This window comes from Micromonospora sp. NPDC052213, assembly GCF_040679695.1.
Lineage (GTDB): Bacteria > Actinomycetota > Actinomycetes > Mycobacteriales > Micromonosporaceae > Micromonospora.
Map to the genome: position 1 here is coordinate 1 of NZ_JBFAVI010000005.1, position 16,840 is coordinate 16,840.

At 71.8% G+C, this 16,840-nt stretch carries 17 protein-coding genes and 2 tRNA genes; 13 read left to right on the top strand and 6 right to left on the bottom strand.

Features of this window, described 5'->3' with window-relative positions:
- Positions 1–26 precede the first annotated feature (26 nt).
- Positions 27–1,145: a globin domain-containing protein gene (locus AB0L34_RS02440; protein WP_357462760.1), complete on the bottom strand. Its 1,119-nt coding sequence runs from the start codon at positions 1,143–1,145 to the stop codon at positions 27–29.
- A gap of 143 nt (positions 1,146–1,288) precedes the next feature.
- On the opposite strand from AB0L34_RS02440, the gene AB0L34_RS02445 reads away from it, so the two are divergent.
- Positions 1,289–2,059: a CPBP family intramembrane glutamic endopeptidase gene (locus AB0L34_RS02445; RefSeq protein ID WP_363701222.1), complete on the top strand. Its 771-nt coding sequence runs from the start codon at positions 1,289–1,291 to the stop codon at positions 2,057–2,059.
- A 120-nt stretch (positions 2,060–2,179) separates the two neighbouring features.
- Here the strand turns inward: AB0L34_RS02445 and AB0L34_RS02450 are convergent, their stop codons facing one another.
- Complete coding sequence (locus AB0L34_RS02450; RefSeq protein ID WP_363701224.1) at positions 2,180–3,571, bottom strand: hypothetical protein; 1,392 nt, start codon at positions 3,569–3,571, stop codon at positions 2,180–2,182.
- 499 nt (positions 3,572–4,070) lie between these two features.
- On the opposite strand from AB0L34_RS02450, the gene AB0L34_RS02455 reads away from it, so the two are divergent.
- The 7 genes from AB0L34_RS02455 (at position 4,071) to AB0L34_RS02485 (ending at position 6,824) form a co-directional block, all read left to right on the top strand.
- Positions 4,071–4,161: transfer RNA gene (locus AB0L34_RS02455), tRNA-Ser, on the top strand.
- A gap of 36 nt (positions 4,162–4,197) precedes the next feature.
- A tRNA-Arg gene (locus AB0L34_RS02460) sits at positions 4,198–4,270 on the top strand.
- A gap of 231 nt (positions 4,271–4,501) precedes the next feature.
- The gene (locus tag AB0L34_RS02465; RefSeq protein ID WP_363701226.1) at positions 4,502–5,002 is read left to right on the top strand and encodes a hypothetical protein; all 501 of its coding nucleotides are present in this window, start codon (positions 4,502–4,504) and stop codon (positions 5,000–5,002) included.
- Entirely contained in the window at positions 4,962–5,264 is a 303-nt protein-coding gene (locus AB0L34_RS02470) for a hypothetical protein (RefSeq protein WP_357462732.1), read from the top strand. The genes AB0L34_RS02465 and AB0L34_RS02470 overlap by 41 nt, the downstream gene beginning before the upstream one ends.
- Before the next feature lie 59 nt (positions 5,265–5,323).
- Positions 5,324–6,052 (top strand): hypothetical protein, encoded by a 729-nt coding sequence (locus AB0L34_RS02475; protein WP_363701228.1) that lies wholly within the window; start codon positions 5,324–5,326, stop codon positions 6,050–6,052.
- Positions 6,049–6,462 (top strand): hypothetical protein, encoded by a 414-nt coding sequence (locus AB0L34_RS02480; protein WP_363701230.1) that lies wholly within the window; start codon positions 6,049–6,051, stop codon positions 6,460–6,462. The genes AB0L34_RS02475 and AB0L34_RS02480 overlap by 4 nt, the downstream gene beginning before the upstream one ends.
- Complete coding sequence (locus AB0L34_RS02485) at positions 6,462–6,824, top strand: YbaB/EbfC family nucleoid-associated protein (RefSeq protein ID WP_363701232.1); 363 nt, start codon at positions 6,462–6,464, stop codon at positions 6,822–6,824. Before AB0L34_RS02480 ends, AB0L34_RS02485 begins: the two co-directional genes overlap by 1 nt.
- 267 nt (positions 6,825–7,091) lie before the next feature.
- Here the strand turns inward: AB0L34_RS02485 and AB0L34_RS02490 are convergent, their stop codons facing one another.
- Positions 7,092–7,739, bottom strand: a complete 648-nt coding sequence (locus AB0L34_RS02490) for a response regulator transcription factor (protein ID WP_363701234.1) — start codon at positions 7,737–7,739, stop codon at positions 7,092–7,094.
- A gap of 5 nt (positions 7,740–7,744) precedes the next feature.
- Entirely contained in the window at positions 7,745–8,926 is a 1,182-nt protein-coding gene (locus tag AB0L34_RS02495; RefSeq protein WP_363701236.1) for a sensor histidine kinase, read from the bottom strand.
- Positions 8,927–9,068: 142 nt separating this feature from the next.
- Between AB0L34_RS02495 and AB0L34_RS02500 the strand changes: the two genes are divergently transcribed.
- Both AB0L34_RS02500 and AB0L34_RS02505 read left to right on the top strand, forming a co-directional pair.
- Entirely contained in the window at positions 9,069–9,521 is a 453-nt protein-coding gene (locus AB0L34_RS02500) for a hypothetical protein (RefSeq protein ID WP_363701238.1), read from the top strand.
- A 9-nt stretch (positions 9,522–9,530) separates the two neighbouring features.
- The gene (locus tag AB0L34_RS02505; protein ID WP_363701240.1) at positions 9,531–10,289 is read left to right on the top strand and encodes a hypothetical protein; all 759 of its coding nucleotides are present in this window, start codon (positions 9,531–9,533) and stop codon (positions 10,287–10,289) included.
- Between the two features lie 122 nt (positions 10,290–10,411).
- On the opposite strand, the gene AB0L34_RS02510 is transcribed toward AB0L34_RS02505, so the two are convergent.
- Positions 10,412–11,617, bottom strand: a complete 1,206-nt coding sequence (locus AB0L34_RS02510) for a LuxR C-terminal-related transcriptional regulator (protein ID WP_363701242.1) — start codon at positions 11,615–11,617, stop codon at positions 10,412–10,414.
- Between the two features lie 147 nt (positions 11,618–11,764).
- On the opposite strand from AB0L34_RS02510, the gene AB0L34_RS02515 reads away from it, so the two are divergent.
- Positions 11,765–12,850 (top strand): S-(hydroxymethyl)mycothiol dehydrogenase, encoded by a 1,086-nt coding sequence (locus AB0L34_RS02515; protein WP_363701356.1) that lies wholly within the window; start codon positions 11,765–11,767, stop codon positions 12,848–12,850.
- Positions 12,847–13,479: an MBL fold metallo-hydrolase gene (locus AB0L34_RS02520; RefSeq protein WP_363701244.1), complete on the top strand. Its 633-nt coding sequence runs from the start codon at positions 12,847–12,849 to the stop codon at positions 13,477–13,479. Before AB0L34_RS02515 ends, AB0L34_RS02520 begins: the two co-directional genes overlap by 4 nt.
- A gap of 262 nt (positions 13,480–13,741) precedes the next feature.
- Here AB0L34_RS02520 and AB0L34_RS02525 read toward each other — a convergent pair whose 3' ends face one another.
- Positions 13,742–14,449: a glycosyltransferase family 2 protein gene (locus AB0L34_RS02525; RefSeq protein ID WP_363701358.1), complete on the bottom strand. Its 708-nt coding sequence runs from the start codon at positions 14,447–14,449 to the stop codon at positions 13,742–13,744.
- Between the two features lie 122 nt (positions 14,450–14,571).
- On the opposite strand from AB0L34_RS02525, the gene AB0L34_RS02530 reads away from it, so the two are divergent.
- Complete coding sequence (locus tag AB0L34_RS02530) at positions 14,572–16,806, top strand: hypothetical protein (protein WP_363701246.1); 2,235 nt, start codon at positions 14,572–14,574, stop codon at positions 16,804–16,806.
- Positions 16,807–16,840: the final 34 nt, after the last annotated feature.

Genomic DNA, 16,840 nt, shown 5'->3' on the forward strand with positions numbered 1-16,840 from the left:
GCCCCGGTTTGGGGGGAGGAACGCTTCTAGAGGCCGCCGAAGGTGTCGTAGCGGGTGTTCTCCGGCGGGACGTCGTCCTCGGCGAGGACGCGCAGGGTGGCCCGGACCATCCGGGCGGAACCCGAGACGTAGCAGTCGTGCGCCGTCCACGGCCCGTACCGGCTGGCAACGTCGGAGATGTCGCCCAGCTCGCCGTCGAAGTCCGGGTCGTCGCTGCACGCCGGGGTCACCGACAGCCACGGGTGCGCCGCCACCAACTCCCGGAGCGCGGCCAGGCCGTACAGGTCCGCCTCCGTGCGGGCGCCGTAGAAGACGTGCACCCACCGGGTCCGGTTGTAGCTGGCCAGCTCCTCCACGAGCGCCTTCACCGGGGCGAGCCCGACGCCGCCGGCCACGCAGAGGACGTCCCGCTCGGAGGAGCGGTCCAGCGTCATCGACCCCATCGGCGCCGCCACCCGGAGCAGGTCACCCGGCTTCACCCGGCGGACCAGCGCCCCCGAGACCCAGCCGGCGCCGGCCGGCGTACGGACGTGGAACTCCAGCACGTTGTCGTCGTTCGGGGCGTTGGCGATCGAGTAGGTGCGCCACACCCGGGGCTGGTGACGGGGCACCTCGACGCTCACGTACTGGCCGGCCCTCCAGCGCAGCGGGTGCTGCAACGCCCGGCAGGTGAGCACCGCCGTGTCCGTGCCGTACCGCTCGTGCGTCAGCACCTCCGCGTGCCAGAACGGCGGGTTGTCGTCGGCCGCCGCTCCGGCGAGCATCTTCTCCGAGATCGCCGCGTACGCGTCCCGCCACGCCTGGTCGTACTCCAGGTTCCAGCCGTCGCCGGCGGTGCTGCGCAGCGCGTCCAGCAGCGCGACGCCCATGGTCTCGTAGTGCGCCGCCTCGACGTGGTACTTCCGGTGGTCCCGGCCCAGCGAGCGCAGGTACTCGTCGAAGCTCTCCGGGTCGCCGACCGTCTGGCTGGCGGTGACGATCGCCTCCAGGATCCGGTCGCCCTGCCCGGTCATCTGCACCGGGAAGAGCTTCCGCAGCTCGGGGTCGAGGAGGAAGAGCCGGGCGTAGAAGTGACCGCCCAGCCGCTCCCGGTGCTCCTCGACCAGGGTCCAGCTCTCCTTCAGCAGCCGTGCGAAGTCGTCCACGAGCGCGCTCCTTCTCCTGACGGCGGATCGGGCGCCCATAGAATGTCCACGGAGCGTGTCGACCGGTCGCACAGAGTGTGCGATCGGCTCGTGAGGTTGGTTCGGCGCTGCCGCCGGGCGTCGTCGTCGGGCACAGTGGTGCGGTGACCGTTGAGCTGGACCGCCCGGCGACCCACCGGATGCTCGGCACCGAGACGCTGCTGGTGCTCGGCCTGTCCCTCGGCCAGTCCGCCGTCTACGCGACGGTGTCGATCGTCGCGAAGCTGACCGCCGACGGGCCGCTGTCGAAGCAGACCGCCGCGCTCAACACCTCGGTGTCGCCCCGGCCGTGGCTGGACCTCACGTACCAGCTGCTCGGGATCTGCTTCGCGCTGCTGCCGGTGCTGCTCGCCGTACACCTGCTGGCACGGGACCCCGGTGACCCGGCGCGGACGCTCGGCCTGGACGCCCGGCGGCCCGGCCAGGACCTGGCCCGGGGCGCCGGGCTGGCCGCGCTGATCGGCCTGCCCGGCCTGGCGCTGTTCTGGATGGCGGCCCAGCTCGGCGTCAACGCCACGCTGGTGCCGGCCGCGCTGCCCGAACTCTGGTGGACGGTGCCGGTGCTGGTCCTGGCCGCCGTGCAGAACTCGGTGCTGGAGGAGGTGATCGTGGTCGGCTACCTGGTCACCCGGCTGCGTCAGCTCCGGTGGCGACTCGGTGCCATCATCGCGACGAGCGCTCTGCTGCGCGGCTCGTACCACCTCTACCAGGGCTTCGGCGCCTTCGTGGGCAACGTGGTGATGGGCGTCGTGTTCAGCCTGTTCTACCTGCGCACCCGCCGGGTCATGCCGCTGGTCGTCGCGCACACCCTGCTCGACGTGTTCGCCTTCGTCGGCTACTCCCTGCTGCCGAGGGAGTGGTTCGACTGGCTGTGAGCCCCGTCCGCTGGCTGTGAGCCGGTCCGCGCCGCCGCCTGCCCGCCGGCTTCCGCCCTTCCGCCGGCACCCGACCGGCCGTCGTCGGCTCAGCCAGCCGCTGTTCGCCGGTAGGCGGGCTCAGCCGGCCGCTGTCCGCCGGTAGGCGCTGATCGCGCGGGCGGCGAGGCGCTCGGCCCCCGCCGCGTCGCCGGCCGCTGCCGCGAGCACCGCCGCGCCCGGCAGCAGCCGGGACGCCGCCCGCAGCGCCAGCCAGCCACCGGCCTGGGCGGCGAGCGGCGCGGCCAGCCGCCACGCCGCCTCCGCCGCCCGCGGCCACGGCGCCTCACCGGGCCCGTCCGCCGCCCGGGCCGCCGCCAGCGCCGCCTTCGCGCTCCCGGCATCCGGGTGCACGCGAGTCAGCACCAGCAGCTCCACCGCCCGGTCCGGATGGGCCGGGTCCCGGCCGTACGCCGCGGCCAGGTGCAGCACCAGGTTGGCCTGGGTCCACAGCACCGCCGCCAGCTCGGCCAGCGGCGCGAACAGTCCCGCCAGCGCGGCCGTCGCCCCACCCGCCCCGGCCTGTCGCACGAACCGCCGGGTCGCGAGCCGGGCCAGCCCGTCGGCACCCGCATCGGGGTACGCGTCACGCAGCCCCTGCGCCCAGTCACGGGCACGCGGGCCGAGCACCTCGACGGCGGCCAGGGCCAGCAGTTCCGGAGCGAACCCGGGATGGCCGAGCACCCGCGAGGTGATCCCCCGCAGGGCCGGTTCCGGCGTACGGCCCGACGGGGTGCTCGGCGGCCGGGCGTCGGCTGTGGTGCTCGGCACACCGGCTCCCGCGCTCTCGAACAGGGCGCCGGGGGCGGCGGTCGGTGTGTCGGCGCTCCCGATCCCGGCCCCGGCCTCGGCGATGTCGGGGGTCGCGGCGCTGCGGACGGCGGTGCTCGCGCCCACGTTCGCGGTGCTCGTCTCCTCCGCGTTCGTGCCCACGCCTGCGCTGCTCACCTCCCGCGCGTTCGTGCCGGTGGCTACGGTACGCGCAGGTGTGGCCTTCCTCGCGGTCGTCGCCTTCCGAGCGGGTGTGACCTTCGTCGCGGCGGACGTGTCTGCCGTCGCGGCCGGCGGCAGGTCGACGGCCTCTCGCGGCTGCTCGGCCGGTGGGGCCTTCGTGGCGGCCGCCGTCCTCGCAGGGGTCTTCTTGGCGGTGGCCTTCTTGGCCCCGGTCTTCTTGGCCGGGGTGGCGGTGCCCGCGGTGGCCTCCCGCACCGGGGTGGTGGCCCGCGCTGCGGCGACTTCCTCGACCGGGGTCCCGGCGGCGGCCTTCTTCGCGGGGGTCTTGCTGGCGGGGGTGGCGCGGCGCGTTCGCTCCGCGACGGCCGGCGCGGGCGGCCCCTCGCCCGGCGCGCTCCGTGCCTGCGCCGCCACCGGCCCCGCTGACTCGCCCTCGCCCTCGCCCTCGCCCGGACCGTTCGTCCCCGCCGTCCCGGCAGGGACGTCGGTCGGTGCCCCCTGACGGGCTCCGGTGGTCACGGGATCCGCGCCGCTCGTGTTCGGGACGTCACTCTGCCCGACCGCCCCGGCCCGGTCGGCGCGCCCCCGGGGTGCCGGACCGGCCGAACGATCGGCTTGGCGAGGCAGCGGCGGGTCGTCCGCAGGTGGCTGGAAGAGCACCGCCGGGGCCGGCTTCACCCGCCGGGGGCGTTCCTCGGCATCCTCCGGTCGCCGGGTCGACGGCGAGGGCGCGGGCGGTGCCGGCTCCGGTGGCGCGGGCGGCGGCGTGAAGGTCGGCTTCGGGGAGCGCCGCCGCGCCCCCTCAGCAGGCTCTCGTCGGGTCGGCTCCCGCGGCGGCTGCTCCTGCATATCGATGGAGCCTAGTCCCGATAAGGCTCGCGCACAGCCGGGAAAGCCGGAACCGGCCGGGCCCCACGCGCTCCGGCACGCCGGGCGGCCGGTCGTACGGGGAAGTCGCTTTGCTCCTGATCGCTGCGGGCATGTATCCTCGGGCGCGGTGGTCTGCAGGGGCCACCAGGGAGACTTCGCCTAGTCTGGTCTATGGCGCCGCACTGCTAATGCGGTTGGGGTCTTAAAGCCCCTCCCGGGTTCGAATCCCGGAGTCTCCGCGCGAAAGCCGGTTGTGTAGACTGGCCGAGCACCAAGCGCCCGTAGCTCAATGGATAGAGCATCTGACTACGGATCAGAAGGTTAGGGGTTCGAGTCCCTTCGGGCGCACAAGATCGGAAGAGCCTGACCTGCCGAAACGCGGGTCAGGCTCTTCGCTTGTCTGCCCTTGTGGACGCGCGACTGCTCGATGGCTGCTCGTCCGACAACATCCCCCATGTCCCGCCCTGTCGGGTGCGGTGTGAGGGTGTCCGGTCCAGTCCGGTCCAGCGGCCGGTTACGCCGACGATCTCCGCCGTCTCCTTCAGGGCATCGATGGTGGGCGGTCTCGGGTAGTGGGCCATGGACGTGCTCAGTGGGCCGCGAAGGAGAGCAACCGACCGTCCGCTGGACAAGTGGCGCCAGCAGACACGGACCACGCAGCGGGATCGCAGACGACAGTTGGCCATCTACTCGGTGATCGCCGTGCGGGCGGGGCTGGCTGCTGGCCTGGCATGGATCGTGGCGCGCAGACCGGGGCAAGTATCGGGATGCTGCTCGCGCCAGGCGGCGCTCGACCAGTTGCGGAACATGAGTGGCGATCTGGCGCGGTTGTCCGACGCGCTGCAAGGCGCCCAAAGGTGGTCCGTTTCTCGCCGCGCGACGCCAGGCCTGATGAGCTGTCCGGCTGCGGCCATGGCCACATTCGGACAGGCCGAGCCAGCGCTCGCGACGGCTACGCGTCCCTATCCTGGCACCCGTCCGGGCCAGATGAAGATCACTGCCAAGCTGCCCCGGCAGGCGATGATCAAGGAAGCGCAGCATGCCGTCGATACACATCACATCCCTGCGGGGGCTGGGTGAGGCGTTCACCAGGCACTCCGACCAACTGGACCGGGACACCAAGCAGGTGCTTCTCGGGCTGGCCCTCCCCTCCGAGGTGTTCCCCGCGTATGCGGTGGGCGCGCCGACCGACTACGAGCAGGTGCGCTCCGGCGTCGAGGACGTCACCGTCGCCATGGGAAAGATCTTCGACACCATCGGCGTCGCGCTGACCCGGGTCGCTGCCCACTACGAGGAGATGGAAGAGCAGCAGGGCAGCGGATTCAGCTACCGCGACGGTTAAGAGCCCAGCGGGGCTTGAGATTCGGACCACGAGGACTTGAACAGGGGAGGGACCTGCCCGTGCACGAGGGCAAACAACTGCTGGACGACGACGCTGACGACAGCAAGGCCTGGCAGTCCGTGCTGTTCGGGGTCAACGGGGTGTTGGCCGCGTCCTTCCTTCCGGACGCGATCCCCGCGTCGGCGGCGACGTTCACCGTCGGACACGCGTTGGTCCTGCCCAACGTGGTCGATCCCGAGGCGTGGTTCCGCAGTTCGGGCTCGTGGGGCGAGCTCAAGAACGCCTACGATCGCATGCACGGCGACCTGGAGAGCAGGATTGCCGAGACGAAGAGCCGCTGGCAGGACAGCGCGGCCAACGAGTTCAACGGGTTCGTGACCGGCGAGTTGCAGCCGATCCTGAAGAGACTCTCCGAGACCTGCGCGTTGATGGACTCCGCCTGCTTCCAGATGGGCGCCGGCGTGGCGGGCGTCATCGCCTCCTACCTCGTCGCCGCCGCCAGCGCGGCGGTCGCGGCCATGGCGGCGAACGCCTCCGGCCCGGCCTCGCCCGCGGTGAAGATGGCGATTTTCGCGGCCTGGGCCGCCTTCGTCGCCGGCCTGATCGGCCTGTTCGTTTCGTTCGTCGCGGTGCTCTGGTCGACTTCCAAGACCGTGAGCGACGCGTACGACGCGCTGGCCAACAAGCTCGGCGAGAAGGACGGGCAGATCGACGCGGGCAGCCTCACCCTGCCCGAACCGGTTCGGATCGCGATCTCGAAGCCGCAGGAGTGGGAGAAGCAGCAGTGACGGATTGGATAGGGGAGATCGGCGGCTCGGCACGGGAGGCTCAGCGGCAGGGCTACGCCGGGGAGTCGATGCGGCGCGTCACCGAGGCGGTTGACGGCTTCGCCGCCGAGATCGCGGCGCTGACCGACGAGTCGGCCGAGGGTTGCGACAGCCTGGAGCTGGTAGCCGCCCGCGTCACCGGCGACTATCGCGTCGAGCACGTCTACATCAGCCCGCAGGCGATGGCCACGCTCGACGCCACGGAGCTCGGCGCAGCCTGCCAGGAGGCGATCGGCGCAGCCCGTACCAACATGGGCGAGCGGCTGACCCAGCGCCTGGCCGGGATCTCCGGCGGCGCGGACGTCCCGCCGCCCATGGACCTGAGCGCGGCGCTCGACCGGATGCGACTCGCCGTCGAGCGGATCCGGTGATGGACGTCGACTCGTTGCGCCGCATCTGCGGCGACATGGTGGCGGCGATGACCCGGGCCGCCGAGTTCGCCGAACGGGCACCGCACGCCGAGTACGAGGCCACCTCCCCGGGCGGGGAGGTCACCGTCCGGGTGTCCGGGGCGAAGGAGCTGCAGGAGATCTGGATCGACACGCGGGCGAAACGGACCGTCGACAACCTCACGCTCGGCGAACTGGTGACGCAGACGATCCGCGCCGCCGAGCTGCGGGCCGATGACGCGCGGGCGCAGCTGCTCGACGGAACGTCCATCGGCGGGTTCGCGGTCGGTGACGTCCTGCGCGACCCCGGCCAACTGCTGTCCCGCTTCCAGCCCGGGCACTGAGCCGCACCCGTCCGCGGGACGGCGCGGTCCACGAGCATTCAGACGGCTGCCGGATGATTTCGATGACTTGTGGAGACGATCGGATGTCGTGCGGCGGCCGCTGCACGGCGTTGACGCCGAGGGGCTGGCTGGCGACGCCAGGTTGATGAGTAGGTCGGGCGACGCCAGCTCTGATGAGCTGTCCGGCTACGGCCATGACCACATTCGGACGGGCCGGGCCAGCGCTCGCGGCGACCACGCGTCCCTATCTTCTGCTCAGCACACTTCTCACCGAGGGGTGTCGACGAGGCCGGCGCGGTGCGCGATCACGACCAGCTGGGCGCGGTCACGGGCGTCCAGCTTGTGGAGCAGCCGACTCACATAGGTCCGAGCGGTCGCCGGGCTGATGAAGAGCCGCTCGGCGATCTCGGCGTTGTTCAGTCCGAGGCCGATCTCGGCGAGGACCTCGAGTTCCCGTGGTGCGAGCCGGTCGATGAGGTCCGGGTCGGGCCCGGACCGGGACCTGGCGGCGGCCCGCATGACGGTCGTGGTGACATCGGGGGACAGGACCGGCCGCCCCGCAGCGACCGCCCGGATCGCCTCGCGCAACTCCTCCGGGGCGATGTCCTTGAGTACGTAGCCGGCCGCGCCCGCCCGCAGCGCCTCCAGCACGGTCTGCTCCTCAGCGAAGGTGGTCAGGACCAGCACGGCGACATCAGCGAGAGCGGGGGACTCGGTGATGATCTGGGTCGCTGCGATGCCGTCGAGGCCGGGCATGCGGATGTCCATGAGAACCACGTCCGGTCGCAGCTCGCGTACCCGGGCGACGGCAGCCCCGCCCTGATCCACCTCGGCGACGATCTGGATGTCACCGTCATGTTCGGCCAGTGCCTTCAGGCCGCCGCGCAGCAGTACCTCGTCTTCGGCAATGACCACCCTGATCACCGTGCTCCTCCGATCGGCAGTACCGCCTCGACACTGAATCCTGTGGGGGTGGGCCCGGCCGTGAGGGTGCCGCCGAGCAGTGCCGCCCGCTCCCGCATGCCGTCGATTCCCCGCCCCCCGTCGCCCCGGGTGGACCGGAGACCGGGTTCCGTCCGCGCGCCGTGACCGTCGTCGGTGACGCGTACGCGCAGCTCGTCTTCGCTGCTCCGGACAGTGATCGTGGCATGGTTGGCGCTCGCGTGGCGGAGCACGTTGGTAACCGACTCCTGCACGATCCGGAAGGCGGTGCTCGCCGTCGGGGCGGGAATGGCGGCCTCGTCGACGTCGATCGAGACCGTCACGTCGAGTCCGGCGTCGCGGGCCGCCTGCGCCGTGCGTTCGATGCCGGTCAGGGTGAGCAGGGCCCGGCCCGCGTCCTCGCGATCGGACTGGAGGATCGCCAGGGTGCGGCGCAGATCCGCCAGGGATGACCGGGTGGCGTCGACGACGTTGTCGAGGGCCCGCGCGACGGCCGCGTCGTCGGTGCCGAGCGACTGCTGCGCGACGCGTGCCTGGACGGAGACCAGGGACAGCGCGTGGCCGATCGAATCATGGACGTCCCGTGCGATGCGCAGGCGTTCTGCCTCAAGGTGGCGGGCTGCCCGTTCCTGCTGTTGGTGCCGTTCCAGGGCGACCACGCGGCGTTGCTGGTTGCGCAGGGCGCGCGTGCTGCGGACGGCGAGGGCGAGGGCGATCGCGCAGCCGATGAGGGCCACGTTCGTGATCAGGTCGTAGGCCAGGACGGCGCTGGACTCGCCGTCGGTGGTGCGGAAGTACAACGACACCGCGAGCAGGACCGCTCCGACAGCGGAGGCCACGGCTGCGTGTCCCCGCTCGGCGGCGCTGTAGAAGGCCCCGACCAGCGGCACTGCCATGCCGATCGGTGGGTACCCGCCGGCGTAGTAGGCGAACACGAGCAGAACCGCGGTGATCAGCACGGCGACCGGCAGCCGGTTGCGGAGCAGCAGCAGCGCACCGAAGCCGGCCGCGAACACGTACGCCCCGACGTCGTGTCGCCCACCGTCGTGCGAGCCGATCGCGATGATGAGCGCGACCGCGATGGCCTGGCCGGCGGCGACAAGAGCGGTGAGGACCCACGGGGGCACCTCATTGTCGCCCGCGCCACGGGTCATGGCCATGAACGACATGGTCGCATCCGTCTGCCGGGTGACGTGTACGTCGAGGGGCGACGTCCCATGTCGCCCCACGGTGCAGCGCCCACCGAAAAGTGACGAGACTCGACCGACAGGCCGGCCGAGCAGGCGACCCTAGCGTGAAGACATGGAACCTGCCTCAGTTCTTCGACGCCTCAACTGGCCGCTGGTGATTGGCCTTGCCGCGCTGGCGCTCGTCCGGCCCCTCTTCTCCATCGTCGGCCTGAGCGATGTGTTGGGGAAGCCGGCAACACCGCTCATCCTCACCATCGCCATCACCTCGGCCTGGGTGCTGATCGTGGGCCTGAGCCGGGTACGTGAGCCGCTGCTGACCCTCGTGGCCGCCGGGCTCACCTACGCGGCCGCGGCGATCCTGCTCAGCGCGGTGCTCTCGCCGATTCTCACCGGAGAGCTTCAGGGTCCGCTCGCCATGCCGTTCGCGGTCATCCCGCTGTTCGTCACCAACATGATGTGGGGCCTCATCGCGGGCGGGCTGGCGGTGCTCGTTCGGCGGCTGCGCGACGGCCGGCACACCACCGCGCATGCCCCGGGCCACGAAGACCGACGCACCCACCCGTAGGAGACAGGTATGACGCTCTCGACGGCGGAGTCGGTGGACTCCGAGCAACGGATTCTGCTCCGGATCGGCGCGGTGTGCGCGATCGCTGGACCACTTGTGCTCGGCGCGTCGTTCGCCCCGCACGGTGACCTCCCCACGCGCGAGGAGAGCCTCGTAGGCGAGGCCGTGGCCCTGCGGTTCATCGCCGATCACCAGACCTGGCTGCTCATCCATCTGGGCACGATCGTGGCTGGGCTCATCTGGCTCGGTGCTTTCGTCGCACTCGCGAACACCCTGATGCCGGGCGCCGCCCGCGCGGTCGGCCGGTTCCTGATACCCAGCGCGATCGTGGGGAGCCTCTTCGTCGTCTTTGACTACGGCGTGGACGGCTACGCGCTCAAGATCCTGGCCAACGAGTGGGCAACCGCTACCGGCCCGGAACAAGAGGCGCTGCAACGCATGGCCGAAACCGGAATCTGGTTCCTCAACGGCACCTTCCACAGCGAAATCGTCGTGTTCTACGGGTTGACCATGCTCTTGGCCGGACTGGCGGTCGCCCTCGATACCCGCTATCCCCGTTGGTTCGCGGTTGCCGGGGCGATCGCCGGCGCGCTGGTGCTCACCAATGGCCTGCTGGCCTTCGCCGGGATCGGGTTGGCGCCGGCCGGCGGCACCGACCTGTTCCTCTTCGTGATGGTCCTGCCGCTGGAATCCCTCTGGCTCATGGTCCTCGGCCGCCTCATGTGGCGGAACGCCAAACGCCGAGCCGCCCAGCCTCCAGTCGAGTAGGGGGCGGCCGAGCGGGCGTCTTCCTCCGACGGACCGTCCCGCCACCACCATCGTCGTACGCGTCATGGAAATCCGACGCGCCCTGACGAGCCACCAACCGGCCTGGCCGAACGGCGTTGGTGCTAGATGCCCGCGTCGAGCGCCAGCGCCGTCGCCTCGCCGCGGGAGCTGACTTCCAGCTTCTTCAGCAGACCGGCGACGTGGAACTTCACGGTGCTTTCGGTGATGCCGAGTTCGATGCCGATGGCCTTGTTGCGCTTCCCCTGGGTGACAAGGCGAAGTACCTCGAGTTCCCGCCGGTTCAGGCTGCTCAGCTTGCGTCCGCCGGAACGGTCGGGAGCTGGGGCGAGTGGAAGGCTGATGGTGGCGCGGCTGCCCCAGTCGGGCACGGCGTCGAACTCGACGGTGGCGCCCAGCGTACGGGCCCGGCCGTCGAGCTCGCGGCGCAAGGCGTGGGTGTCGAGGCGGCCGGCGCCCTGGTCGCGCACATCGACCCGCAGCGACGTGCCGTCGCAGTCCCAGGCGATACGCAACCGGGCGAGTCCCGGCTGGGCGGTGAAGGCCAGCACGACCGTACGGGTCATGGCGTGCGCCGCGCGGGCAATCTCGCCGGGCACCGGGCGTACGTCCTTGGGCGGTGGCACGAAATCCAGCTGCGCGTCGTGGTGGCGCAGCACCTGGCGGATCTCCTTGCGCAGCTTGGCGAACACGGCCGGCGCTGGTTCCTCGGACGAGGCCAGGTCGGACTCCTGAGCGGTGCGCAACGCCACGAGCGCGGCGGACGCCGAGTCGGTGGCGGCGAGACGGGCGCGGCGATCGTCGAGGCCGGTGGAACGCAGCGTCGTGAGAATGGTGACGAGCGCGGTCTCGTGGGCCGCGGCCATCTCCGCGATCGTGCGTGCCCGCTCGGTCGACGCCGCGCGCGATTCAGCGAGGTAGTCCGGACTGGCCTGGGCAACCTGCTGCCGGATCGACGTCGCGACGATACCGAAGACCTCCGCCAGGACCTCGGACTGGGGAAAGTGCCTGGCCGCGCTGCGGGCGACGAGGACGAGCAGCGTGTCCACCGGATCCCGCACCACCCACACCGCGCGGGCCTCCCCGGCTATCGTCGCCGTGGTGCGGAGCGGACGGCCGGGTTCGGTGCGCGCCTTGAGGTCCTCCAACTCCGCGAGGGTGACCTTGTTGATCGTCTCGATCGCCCCGGCCACCTTGCGAGGGCGGCCGGTGCACTCGCGGGTGAAGATGATCAGTGCGGTATGCGGCCAGCGGTCGGCCAGGTACCGGGAGAACCGCCCGGCGATCTCGTGCAGCGGCCCCTCGATCACCTCGCGCAGCCCGGCAAGTTCCGTTCCCATTCGAACACCCTAGCCGGAAGACCAGGTTTCTCTCGTCCGTCGGCCAGGTCGCCTATAGGGAAAGCGCAGCTAATGTCGCTGTCGCATGAACCACCGATCGAAAGAGGAACCATCCCCATGCCACAGCAGGTGCGCGGTGTCATCGCCCGTTCCAAGGGTGCGCCGGTCGAGCTGACGGACATCGTCATCCCCGACCCCGGTCCCGGCGAGGTCGTGGTCGCGGTGGCCGCCTGCGGTGTGTGTCACACGGATCTGACCTACCGCGACGGCGGGATCAACGACGAGTTCCCGTTCTTGCTGGGCCACGAGGCCGCGGGCACCGTCGAGAGCGTCGGCGAAGGCGTCGAGTCGGTGCGACCCGGCGACTTCGTCGTCCTGAACTGGCGAGCGGTCTGCGGTCAGTGTCGGGCCTGCAAGCGGGGTCGCCCGCAGTACTGCTTCAGCACGTTCAACGCGACCCAGAAGATGACCCTGACCGACGGCACGCAGCTCACCCCCGCCTTGGGCATCGGCGCATTTGCGGACAAGACGCTCGTGCACGCCGGCCAATGCACGAAAGTCGACCCGTCCGTCGACCCGTCCGTCGCGGGCCTGCTCGGCTGCGGGGTCATGGCCGGCATCGGCGCGGCGATCAACACCGGTGCGGTGGGACGCGGGGATTCCGTGGCCGTCATCGGCTGCGGGGGAGTCGGCGACGCCGCCGTCGCCGGCGCTCGTCTGGCCGGCGCCTCGACGATCATCGCCGTGGACCGCGACGCACGCAAGCTCGAGTGGGCCCGAGACCTCGGAGCCACCCACACCGTCGACGCCTCAGCCACCGACGCCGTCGCCGCGATCGCGGAGCTGACCGGCGGGTTCGGTGCCGACGTCGTGATCGACGCGGTCGGGCGGCCGGAGACCTGGAAGCAGGCGTTCTACGCCCGCGACCTCGCGGGCACCGTCGTGCTCGTCGGCGTGCCCACCCCGGACATGCGCCTGGAGATGCCGCTGCTCGACTTCTTCTCCCGCGGCGGCGCGCTGAAGTCCTCCTGGTACGGCGACTGTCTGCCTGAGCGGGACTTCCCCATGCTGATCGACCTGTACCTGCAAGGCAGGCTGCCGCTGGACAAGTTCGTCACCGAACGCATCGCGATCGACGACGTCGAGAAGGCGTTCCACACCGTGCACGCCGGCGAGGTGCTGCGCTCGGTCGTGATGCTGTGAGTGGCACGCTGCGGATCGACCGCGTCGTCACCTCCGGGGTGTTCCAGCTCGACGGCGGCACGTGGGAGGTGGACAACAACGTCTGGCTCGTCGGCGACGACGACGAGGTCGTCATCGTCGACGCCGCTCACGACGCCGAGCCGATCATCGAGGCCGTGGGCTCCCGTGCCGTCGTCGCCGTCGTGTGCACACACGGGCACAACGACCACGTCACCGCCGCGCCGCGTCTCGGCAGGGAGTGCTACGCGCCGGTCCTGCTGCACCCCGGCGACGAGGGGCTGTGGCGGCAGAGCCACCCGGACGAGAAGTTCTGGCCGGCGACCGACGAGCAGCGGATCGCCGTGGCGGGCACGGAACTGCGGGTGATCCACACCCCGGGGCACTCGCCCGGGTCGATCTGCCTGCACCTGCCCGAAGCAGGGGTCCTGTTCACCGGCGACACCCTGTTCTCCGGCGGCCCCGGCGCCACCGGCCGCTCGTTCTCGGACTTCCCGACGATCATCTCCTCGATCCGGGAACGGCTGCTCACCATGCCCGGCGACACCCGGGTCCACACCGGTCACGGTGACGGCACCACGATCGCCGCCGAAGCCCCGCACCTGGACGAGTGGATCGCCCGCGGTCATTGACTCGGGCACGTCGGCCCACCGGGTCACCGGGTCACCGGGTCACCGGGTCACCGGGTCACCGGGCCGACGTTGCCGGTGCGCTCGCCGTTGTCGAACAGGCGGCGCTCCGCCGGCCGTACCGCTGCAACACCGTCCGACGCCACTCCCGGCTCGGACAGCAATCCCCGATCACCTAAGAGAAACACCCGACCGGCACCGGTCACGCTGGCCCAGCCGCCTGGACCGTTCAAGATCAGGGGTCAAGCCCCGTCCCGGCGGCGGGTCAGCGGGTCGGAGCGCCGAAAGGACGGCGGCGGGTGCGCTCGCGGCCGAGGATCCAGAGCGCCTCGACACCGTCCTTCCACGTGATCTTCTTGCCCTCCTCGCGCCCCCGCGCCCGGTAGCTGATCGGCACCTCGTACGGACGGATCCGACGACGCAGCAACTTACCGGTCACCTCCGCCTCCATCCCGAACCCCCGCGAACGGACATCGAGCGAGCGGTACAGGTCGACCGGCATCAGCTTGAAACAGGTCTCCAGATCACCGATGTAGGAGTTGAACAACACGTTCGCGGCCATCGTGACGCCCTTGTTACCCATCACGTACCAGAAACTGTAGGCACTGTGACTACCGAAGGTGCGATTGCCGTAGACGACCGTGGCCCGCCCGTCGAGCACCGGATCGAGCAACTTCGGAATGTCCTGCGGGTCGTACTCCAGGTCAGCATCGAGGATGACCATGTAGTCGCCCTCCGCATTGTCGACCGCCGTCCTGATGGCCGCACCCTTACCAGCGTTGCGCTGATGGGTGACGACCCGCAGACGCGCGTCGTCGGCCCGACCGAGAATCTCACCCGTACCGTCCCGACTGCCGTCGTCGACCACGACCAACTCGATCTCACACGGATAGTCGACCGCCAACGCCTGCTTGAGAGCATCCGCGATGCGTTCTTCCTCGTTGTAGACCGGCATGAGGATCGAGAGCTTCACGGGAATCTCCACGGTGGCGACAATACGTCGGCCCTAGCCTAGCGTGGCTGGTCAGCGGGGCGCTGCGCAGCACCGTGGGCATCGACCGTGGCGGCCTCAGGAAGATGGTGTTTACTTCCGCCATGTCGGCAGCCGGCTACCCGCTCGCCTTGGCCCCCGTCGCCGCGATCGGACTGCTCACCGTCGCCCTCCGGCCGCTGGCCACCGAGACCGTGGCGCCGCTGCGCCTCGCGCTGGTCCGGGCCGCCCTGGTCACGGGCGCGTTCGCGGTGCTCACGGTGGAGGTGCTCGGCGCGCTGGGGCTGCTCACCCTGCCGGCGTTCGCCGTCGCCTGGCTGCTCTTCCTCGCCGCCACGGGCGCGGCCGCCGGACGGCGCCGCCGCCGGGACGCCGCGCGACGGGCGGCGGCCGTCGCGGCGCCACGCCGCGCCCTGGTCGGCGCGACCACCGGCCCCACCACCGACACCCCGGCCCCGCCGCCCGCACCGGATGCCGGCGCGCCGGGCGCCGCCGGAGCCCGGCGGTCCGGCTGGTGGACCGGTCCGGCCGGAGCCTGGCGTACGGCGGGGCGGGGCGAGCGGCTGCTCGCCGGCACGGTCGGCGGGCTGCTCCTGGTCGAGCTGCTGATCGCCCTGCTGGCTGAACCGAACAACTTCGACTCGCAGACCTACCACCTGCCGAAGGTGGAGCACTGGGTGGCCCAGGGCGACCTCGACTTCTGGCCCACCGCCATCCACCGGCAGGTGACCATCCCGCCCGGCGCCGAGTATCTGCTGCTGCACCTGCGCCTCTTCACCGGCGGCGACGCGCTGCACCACCTGGTGCAGTGGGCGGCCGGGGTCGGCGTCCTGCTGGCGGCGACCCGGATCACCGCCCAGCTCGGCGGCAGCCGCCGGGCCCAACTGCTCACCGCGTTCGTGCTGGCCACCACTCCGATGGTGGCCCTCCAGGCGACCAGCACCCAGACCGACCTGGTCTGCGCCGCCTGGGTGGCCTGCGCGGCGACGCTCGCGCTGGACGGGCTGCGCCGGCGCACCGGGGTCGGGACGATGCTCGGGCTGGGGGCGGCCACCGGGCTGACCGCGGTCACCAAGACCAACGGCCTGATGGCGCTCGGGCCGCTGCTGGTGCTCTGGGGGCTCGCCCAGCTCCGGCTGGCGCGGGGCGGCACCGCGCGGGAGCGCGCCGGAGCGCTGCCCGGCCGGGCCGGCGCGGTGGGCGGTCCGGATGCCGGTCACGCCGGTGGGGCTGCCGCGCCCGGCCTCCGACCGGGACGTCAGGTGGCCCGGACGGTGACCGGGTCCGTGCTGATCCTGTTGGTCGCGGCGGTCGTGGTCGGGCCGTTCCTCGCCCGGGTGACCGCCGAGTTCGGGCACCCGCTCGGCCCGCCCCGGCTGCGCGAGTCCGTCCCGATGGAGCGGCACGACCCGCCCTCGGTGCTCGTCAACGCGCTGCGGATCGCGCACACGGCGTTCGACACCCCGCTCGCGCCGCTGCGCCGGGCCGGTGCCGAGGCGATCGTCGCCGGCGCCGAACTGATCGGGGTGGACCCCCAGGACCGGGCCACCACCTTCGGCCGGGAACGCTTCCCGGTGCCGTCCTGGTACCCGGACGAGGACCGGGTGGCCTTCCCGCTGGCCGGGGCGCTGGCGCTGATCGGGACGGGGTTCGCGCTGGTCAGGCCGGGCCGGGTCGGCCCGACGCAGGCGGGGCCGCTGCGCGCGTACGCGGTGGTCGTGGTGGTGGCCGTGCTGCTGCACACCGCCATGGTCAAGTGGCAGCCGTGGGGCAACCGCCTGCTGCTCTACGCGCTGGCGCTGGCCGTACCGCTGGCGGGGCTCTGGCTCGACGCGCTGTTCCGCCGGTCGGCCGCGAGGGACGGCGGCGCGGGCCGGCGGTCGGTGGCGGCCGGGCTCGCGGTGACCGTGCTGGCCACCTGCGCGCTGGCCGGGGTGCTCGCGGTGTCGTACGGCTTCCCGCGCCGGCTGGTCGGTGCGGGCTCGGTCTTCACCACCTCCGAGTGGGAGACCAGGTTCCTGCGGCGTCCCCAGTGGGCGGAGGAGTTCCGCTGGGCGGCGGACGCGGTACGCGCGACGGGCGCCCGCCGGATCGGCCTGGTGCAGCAGAACGACAACTGGGAGTACCCCTGGTGGCTGCTGCTGCGTGACGCCGACGGCCGCCCGCCGGAGCTGGTGGCGCTGCAGTCCGTGCTGCCCGGGCGCCCGCCGGCCGACCCGGCCTCGGTGGACGCGATCGTCTGCACCGGCAGCCGGCCGGCGTGCGCGGAGCTGGTGCCGGCGGGCTGGCGCGTCGAGTTCCGGGGCTACGTCGGCTACGCCCTGCCGCCCGGGCGCTGACCCGCCCGGCGCCCCCCGGTCCGCGCACCGCCGA